The 3,373-nt window shown below is 32.3% G+C and carries 5 protein-coding genes; all 5 read left to right on the plus strand.

Annotation, left to right across the window (positions count from 1 at the left end; genetic code table 11):
- Positions 1 to 97 precede the first annotated feature (97 nt).
- The 5 genes from Q1B07_RS26300 (at position 98) to Q1B07_RS26320 (ending at position 3,134) form a co-directional block, all read left to right on the plus strand.
- The gene (locus Q1B07_RS26300; RefSeq protein WP_299095682.1) at positions 98 to 523 is read left to right on the plus strand and encodes a hypothetical protein; all 426 of its coding nucleotides are present in this window, start codon (positions 98 to 100) and stop codon (positions 521 to 523) included.
- 155 nt (positions 524 to 678) lie between these two features.
- Complete coding sequence (locus Q1B07_RS26305) at positions 679 to 1,410, plus strand: alpha/beta hydrolase (protein ID WP_299095680.1); 732 nt, start codon at positions 679 to 681, stop codon at positions 1,408 to 1,410.
- A 177-nt stretch (positions 1,411 to 1,587) separates the two neighbouring features.
- Entirely contained in the window at positions 1,588 to 1,845 is a 258-nt protein-coding gene (locus Q1B07_RS26310) for a DUF4190 domain-containing protein (RefSeq protein WP_299095678.1), read from the plus strand.
- Between the two features lie 163 nt (positions 1,846 to 2,008).
- Positions 2,009 to 2,365 (plus strand): hypothetical protein, encoded by a 357-nt coding sequence (locus Q1B07_RS26315; RefSeq protein ID WP_299095675.1) that lies wholly within the window; start codon positions 2,009 to 2,011, stop codon positions 2,363 to 2,365.
- 151 nt (positions 2,366 to 2,516) lie between these two features.
- Positions 2,517 to 3,134 (plus strand): hypothetical protein, encoded by a 618-nt coding sequence (locus Q1B07_RS26320; protein ID WP_299095671.1) that lies wholly within the window; start codon positions 2,517 to 2,519, stop codon positions 3,132 to 3,134.
- The last annotated feature ends 239 nt before the right edge of the window (positions 3,135 to 3,373 follow it).

Consider the following 3,373-nt stretch of genomic DNA (forward strand, 5'->3'; position numbering starts at 1 on the left):
GCAAGTTTTTTGCATTTAAAGCCCTTAAATTCAAAGATTATTAACTTTTTTAATATAAAAGTTTTTACAATACGAAAGAAATAAAAGGGGTGGTTTTATGAAAAGATTAATGATCTTAGCAATTACTATGTTGCTATTATTTTTTGTATCTGCTTGTGGGAATTCAGAAAAAACTATAGGATCAAACAAAGGTGATATTATTGTAGATATCAAAAATAATGCTGATTTTGATATCTATTCTATAGAAATTGGTGTATATAAAAACGAGGAGTTGAAAGCAACACAAGGCAGTATGAATGCTGATGGTTCTAAATTAAAAAAAGGTGAATCACTAAGGTTCGAACTCACAGGAAATGACTTTAATTTAGACGGAGAAATCAATTTAGAAGTTGTGATAGAAAAAATTAATAACGAAAGACCCAAAGAAATGAGCTTTAAACTTGAAAATGCTCAACAAAAAGAATACTTCCTTGAAATCGTTGGTGATTCAATAACAAATCCCGATATAAAGGTAGTAAAATAATTGGGCTATCTATAAGACTGTTATCGAAAAAATTAAAGAAAAGATTTAACTTAATTTAACTCAATATCGGGTGCGTTGGGATTAATGCACCTTTTCGTTGAATTTATTCAACTAAGGATTGTTAATTAGTTGGCAAAATGAGAGGAATGGACTAAATGACTAAAGAAATGTTTGTGCAATTAAGTCATTGTAATTTATATGCTAAATTAGTGGGAGAAAATATCGGAAAACCAACAATTGTAATGGACGCTGGATATGGAGATTTTTCCAAGGCTTGGGATTCAGTAATTGAGGATATTTCAATGCTCACTAACGTTTTAATTTATGATAGAGCAGGACTTGGGAAAAGTGAAAAAAGTTCGAATCCCAGAACCAGTCGTGAGATGGTAAGAGAATTGAAGGAACTTCTTATTGAAGCCAAGATTAAACCTCCCTACATATTAGTAGGTCATTCATTTGGTGGAGTTAATATGCGAATGTTTGCAACTGAATATGAAAATGAAGTTTGTGGACTTGTCTTGGTTGACTCTACGCCTGAAGATTACAGAGAAAGATTTCTTCCAACGATGTCAAAAGAGTTTCAACAAGCATACAACAAGCAATTCGTTTATGAAGGCAATTATGATGAATTTATGGAAAGCCTAAAGCAGTTAAAAGAAACTAAACTTAAATTAAATGTACCACTAATTGTTCTTTCAGCTGGTAAAAAGGCTCATTATTCAAAGGAATCACAAGAGTTATGGAATGAAATGCAGAGAGCAATTCTTGAAATATCCTCTGATGGTGAATTGGTTATAGCTGAAAACAGTGCTCATTATATACAAAATGATGAACCCGAAGTGGTAGTCAGTGCGATAAAAAAGCTAACTGATAAGATTAGATTGTGAAGTAATGTACTTAAACTAATGGGTGCTTATCCGTAATAAGATAAGCTTTTTTTCTGGAAAAAAAGATTGAGTTGACTGATTGGATTTGAAATAATTGGTATTAAGCAATATAGCAGTTTAGTTGAAGAAAATATTTGAGCTTTAATATTGATTTTATGAGGAAATGGTGGGATTTGAATGGCTGAAACAAATAGTAATTCTATAACTTCCTTAATTCTAGGTATTCTTTCAATCCTAATACCCTTTATTGGGGCAGTTCTTGGTGTAGCAGGAATTGTATTTTCCAGAAAAGCGTTAAAAGAAATTATAAAAACAAATGAAGGTGGCAAAGGAATAGCGAATTCTGGTTTAATTTGCAGTGTGGTTGGAATTATCATTCAACTCTTGGGAGTATTGGGCTATATCACTTTCGCTTCTTTAACGAACGTAGGTTAGTTATTACAGGCTTTTATTTTCACTAAGGGGGCGATTGCTGCAAAAGGTGGTCGCCTCTCTTCTTCTCTTTTATTCCAGAAAAGGGCGCAATTCTCTAATAAAAAGTGCGTTTAATTTACATTTTAGGGCATTATTGCTGTAATTAATTTTAAGGAGGGCTAACATGTATTGTTATTATAGTAGTTATTTAAAAGTGCTAAAGCAAAATTTTCTACTTGCCATAATTGCATTGATGTTATTAATTCCGACCTTTTTTATTTGGGCAGGTATTCCATTCTTTGTCGTTGGTAGTGTTGTGGGAAGTTTAACTACTAGCCCTATTCTAATTTATTTATGCATTTCGCTTTCAGGGGGGGTTCTTTTTTCTTTATACTTTTTACCAATCAATCTAAAAGTTGCGCGAAGTATAGCAGTTGCAAAAAAACGGAGTTCACTCAATTCATTCATGCGCTTAGAAGCAGTTTGGATAGTAGTCGTAGCCATGATTTTTGGAATAGTTTTAACTATCATTGTTCAGTAAACGGGCGCCTATCTTGAATTAAGTAGGCGTCTTTATCCTGTGAAAAATAGTTGAACTGGATCACTTTTTTGAAGTAATTGGTATTAAACAATAGGGGCAGGATAATTGAATAAGATTTGGAAAGAATACACCTTAAAAAAGGGTGCCAGTAATGAAAAAAATAATAATTGTTGTCTTGCTTTTGTTAATTTCTATTGGTCCTGTTGGAAACGCAACTGCTCGTTTTATAAAATCAGCTGATGATACATTAGAAGTCTTTGAGCACCAAGAATTATCAATAAAGCAAGCAATTGATTTAGCTTATCCTTCTGCTTTGGAATGGAATAAAAACGCTCAATTATTAGATGCAGTAAATATAGACCTAGATAAGCCAGGAAAGTCAATTGGCAGTAACGGTAAAAGGAAATTTTGGAATATTGCTTTTGGAGTCCCAGATACTAATAATTTTTTTTTAGTAACCATCCATAATGGGAAAATTGATAAAATAAATGATTTGACAAATAAGGGCGATTCTCCTTACCCCAAAAAAGAGTTTATACAAATGAAAGATATTAAGTATGATTCACCAGATTTGCTTAAAAAAGCTCTGAAAATGGGCAGTATTTATCCAGGTAAGGATTGGGCGAAAGGTTTTAATTTCATGCTCAGAAAAGACACAGAGAGAAATATTAACCTAATATTAGTGATAGGTTGGAATAGTGATCAGACAAAAATGAAGGCAGTTGGCTTTAATGTAAAAACAGGAGAATATATTCCACCACAGTCTTAAATTAGTTATGGTTTTTCGCCTTTGTTCAACTAAAAGGTCAACAAGAAGTATCTGGTTAACCTTATATTACGATCAGGTGCGTTTAGTTGAAGATCATATTAATAATTATCTCGAATTAAAGTCTTCCGTTATAGGGCGCTATTGTTTATTAACATTAGCGTCTTTTTTTATAATATCAGAATTTATATGTTGCCCCTTTTTTGTAATATCAGAATTTATATGTTGCCCCTTTTTTGCGA

Source organism: uncultured Metabacillus sp. (genome assembly GCF_947503125.1).
Taxonomy (GTDB): domain Bacteria; phylum Bacillota; class Bacilli; order Bacillales; family Bacillaceae; genus Metabacillus.

Bases quoted from the DNA above. Each gene is read 5' to 3' on its own strand.
- Q1B07_RS26300 (WP_299095682.1), top strand. From the start codon at position 98: ATGAAAAGATTAATGATCTTAGCAATTACTATGTTGCTATTATTTTTT.
- Q1B07_RS26315 (WP_299095675.1), top strand. From the start codon at position 2,009: ATGTATTGTTATTATAGTAGTTATTTAAAAGTGCTAAAGCAAAATTTT.
- Q1B07_RS26320 (WP_299095671.1), top strand. From the start codon at position 2,517: ATGAAAAAAATAATAATTGTTGTCTTGCTTTTGTTAATTTCTATTGGT.
- Q1B07_RS26305 (WP_299095680.1), top strand. From the start codon at position 679: ATGACTAAAGAAATGTTTGTGCAATTAAGTCATTGTAATTTATATGCT.
- Q1B07_RS26310 (WP_299095678.1), top strand. From the start codon at position 1,588: ATGGCTGAAACAAATAGTAATTCTATAACTTCCTTAATTCTAGGTATT.